This window comes from Actinomadura sp. KC216, assembly GCF_004348535.1.
Lineage (GTDB): Bacteria > Actinomycetota > Actinomycetes > Streptosporangiales > Streptosporangiaceae > Spirillospora.
Map to the genome: position 1 here is coordinate 1 of NZ_SMJX01000550.1, position 2,766 is coordinate 2,766.

Below are 2,766 nucleotides of genomic sequence, written 5' to 3' on the forward strand. Positions count from 1 at the left end.
CCCCCGCGGCCCCCGCCCGGGCGGCGAGCCCGGCGCGTCCGGCGCGGGCGATCGGGCGCTCGCCGGGCCTGCTCGAACTCCAGGAGCTCGCCGAGACGGGCCCGTCCGTGGACGCCATCGCCCCCTACCTCGCCGACCCCGACCCGAAGGTGCGGCGCGCGGCCGTCGCGACGCTGACCGAGGTCGCGCCGGACGGCGCCGCGGGCGCGCTCGCGACCGCGCTCGCCGACGCGCACGGCTCCGTCCGCCGCGCCGCCGCGACCGCGCTCCGCGAGCTGGTCGAGGTGCTGCCCGCGACGCCCGCCGTCCGGGACGGGCTCGCGCCCGCCCTCCGCAGCGAGGACGCGATCGTCCGCGCCGCCGTCGTGGACGTGCTGCGCGCCCTCCGGCTCGGCTCCCCGGCCGTGTTCGGGGACGCGCTCGGCGACGCCGACCACCGCGTCCGGCGCCAGGCCGTCCGGGGACTGGTGGCCCACGACGCCGCGGACGAGGTCGCGCGCGCCGCGCACGACCCGTCCCGCGAGGTCAGGGTCGCGGTGGCGCACGGTCTCGGCACGATCGGCGACCCGGCGGCGGCCGGAACGCTCGGCGGCCTCACCGGCGACGCGGACGCCCTCGTCAGGGCGGCGGCCTTCGAGGCCCTGGCGGGCATCGGCTGCCCGCACCCCCTCGACCTCACCGCCATCGGCGCCCTGCACGACCCGGCCTGGCAGGTCCGGACGGGCGCCGCGCGGGGCCTGGCCGCCGCGTCCGCCGACGTCGCGCCCGGCCCGCTCGCCAAGGCCCTGGACGACCCGCACCTCGACGTCCGCAAGGCCGCCGCGATCTCGCTCGCCGCCTTCCGCGACGTCCCGGAGGTGCGGGACGCGCTGAGCCGGGCCCAGGACGACCCGGACGCCGACGTCCGCGCCTACGCCCGCCGCGCCCTCACCGCAGCGCCGTAAGGGCGATCAGCGCGGCCGTCGTGGCGGTCTCGACGAGCGCGCCGAACACGTCGCCGGTCACCCCGCCCAGCCTGCGCACGGCGTGGCGGAGCAGCAGGAGCGCGGCGGCCAGCGCGGCGATCACGGCCGCCACGGCGTGCAGCGCGCCGCCGAGGCCGCCGGCGCCCGCCCCGGCCGCCGCCGCCGCCACCACGACGACCGCCGTGGCCACCAGCGCCGCCCGGACCGGTACGGCGTCCGCGACCAGCGCCCCGAGACCGTCCGGGCGCGCGGCCGGGACGCCGGTGCGGCACGCCCAGGGGAGGGCGAGGCGGCCCGCGACGGCCGCGACGAGCACCGCGACGGCCGGGTCCGGAGCCGCCGCCAGCGCCGAGACCTGGATCAGCAGCGTCAGCAGCAGGGCGACGACGCCGAACGGCCCGATGTCGGACCGCTTCATGATCGTCAGGGCCTCGGCGGCGGGACGGCCGCTGCCGAGGCCGTCCGCGAGGTCCGCGAGGCCGTCCAGATGCAGCGCCCGGGTGATCGCCGCCATGGCGGCGACCGCGAGCGCCGCCGCGACCAGGCCGGGCAGGCCGAGCAGATCGCCCGCCAGCAGGACGAGCGCCGCCGCGCCGCCCACGATCAGCCCGGTGGACGGCGCCAGCAGCATCGCCGCCCGCGCCGTGCCCCGGTCGACCCGCTCCGACCCCACCGGGACGACGGTGAGCAGCGTGACCGCCAGCCGCAGCCCGGCGATCATCCGAGCTCCAGCACGCGCCCCGCGACGACCAGCGCCGCCTCCTCCGACTCGGCCGCGAGCCGCTGGTTGAGGCCGCCCAGCACGTCGCGGAACGCCCGCCCGGACACGGTCGTGGGGACGAGCGACAGGCCGACCTCGTCGCTCACCGCGACCACCCGCGCCTCCGTGCCGCGCCACGCCGACACGAGGTCGTCCAGGTGCGGCTGTGCGAGGGAGGGGTCGTCCCATGCGGCGGCTTCGTCCATCACTGCGGTGAGCCATGTGCCGATGCCGTCCACGAGAACCGCCCCTGCCTCCTGCTTGAGGACGCCGACGAGATCGGTCGTCTCGACGGTGCGCCACCATGACGGGCGCCGGAGCCGATGGGCGCCGATGCGTTCCGCCCATTCGGGGTCGTCGTCGCGCACCGGTCCGGTCGCGACATAGACAACATCGGGGCAGGCGGCCAGTCGAAGCTCAGCCTCAACAGACTTGCCCGACCGCGCCCCACCGAGCAGCAGCGTCCGGTGCGGGCCGTGATGAGGGCGGTTCCAGAACGCCATGCGGCGCTCAAGCTCGCCCGGCGACGGGAGACGGTGGTCCACGTGGATCGCCACGACCTCCGTCTCGGCCGACACCGCACCGGCATGGCGCAGATAGCCCAGATGCTCGGGGGAACCGGCCAGATCCAGCAGGACGGCGTCGTACTCCACCCCGCGCGTCGGCTCCGGCCTCGTTCCCGCTCCGGATGCGACCAGGGCCCGCCCGCCGCGAGGGCCGTGCACCTCGAAACCGCCGGGGACGTCCGTCCGCGCACAGTCCTCCAGCGGCACCCCGTCGATGAGGGCACCGACCGGCTCGTGCCGGATCCCGGCGGCGCGCAGCCGGTTGCAGGACGCGCACCGGCACCCGGGGACGGGCCAGCCGCCCGGAGCGGCGGTGCCGCGAAGTTCGATGTCCATCTTGTTCGGAACTCTACGGTTACGCTCACGGAGAAGAGCACGACGTCAGGTCAGGAGGTCTAGGTGGGCTACCCCCCGAACGCGCCGTGGCCGGGCCAGGGTGCGCAGCCGCCCCCCGGCGCGCAGCCGCCGTACGGCC

General features: G+C 77.8%; 3 protein-coding genes. 1 reads left to right on the plus strand and 2 read right to left on the minus strand.

Annotation, left to right across the window (positions count from 1 at the left end; genetic code table 11):
* Positions 1–944 (plus strand): HEAT repeat domain-containing protein (locus E1264_RS41780; RefSeq protein ID WP_207936974.1); only part of this gene is annotated, 944 nt, incomplete at its 5' end.
* Here the strand turns inward: E1264_RS41780 and E1264_RS41785 are convergent.
* A complete protein-coding gene (locus E1264_RS41785) occupies positions 928–1,686 on the minus strand; it encodes an adenosylcobinamide-GDP ribazoletransferase (protein WP_132182993.1) in 759 nt (252 codons plus the stop codon). The two genes, E1264_RS41780 and E1264_RS41785, sit on opposite strands and share 17 nt — an antisense overlap.
* Positions 1,683–2,627 carry a bifunctional adenosylcobinamide kinase/adenosylcobinamide-phosphate guanylyltransferase gene (locus E1264_RS41790; RefSeq protein ID WP_132182995.1) on the minus strand — a complete coding sequence of 315 codons (945 nt, stop codon included), beginning with the start codon at positions 2,625–2,627 and terminating at the stop codon, positions 1,683–1,685. The genes E1264_RS41785 and E1264_RS41790 overlap by 4 nt, the downstream gene beginning before the upstream one ends.
* Positions 2,628–2,766: the final 139 nt, after the last annotated feature.

Coding starts and splice junctions, on each gene's coding strand:
- E1264_RS41785 (WP_132182993.1), bottom strand. CDS start 1,686: ATGATCGCCGGGCTGCGGCTGGCGGTCACGCTGCTCACCGTCGTCCCG.
- E1264_RS41790 (WP_132182995.1), bottom strand. CDS start 2,627: ATGGACATCGAACTTCGCGGCACCGCCGCTCCGGGCGGCTGGCCCGTC.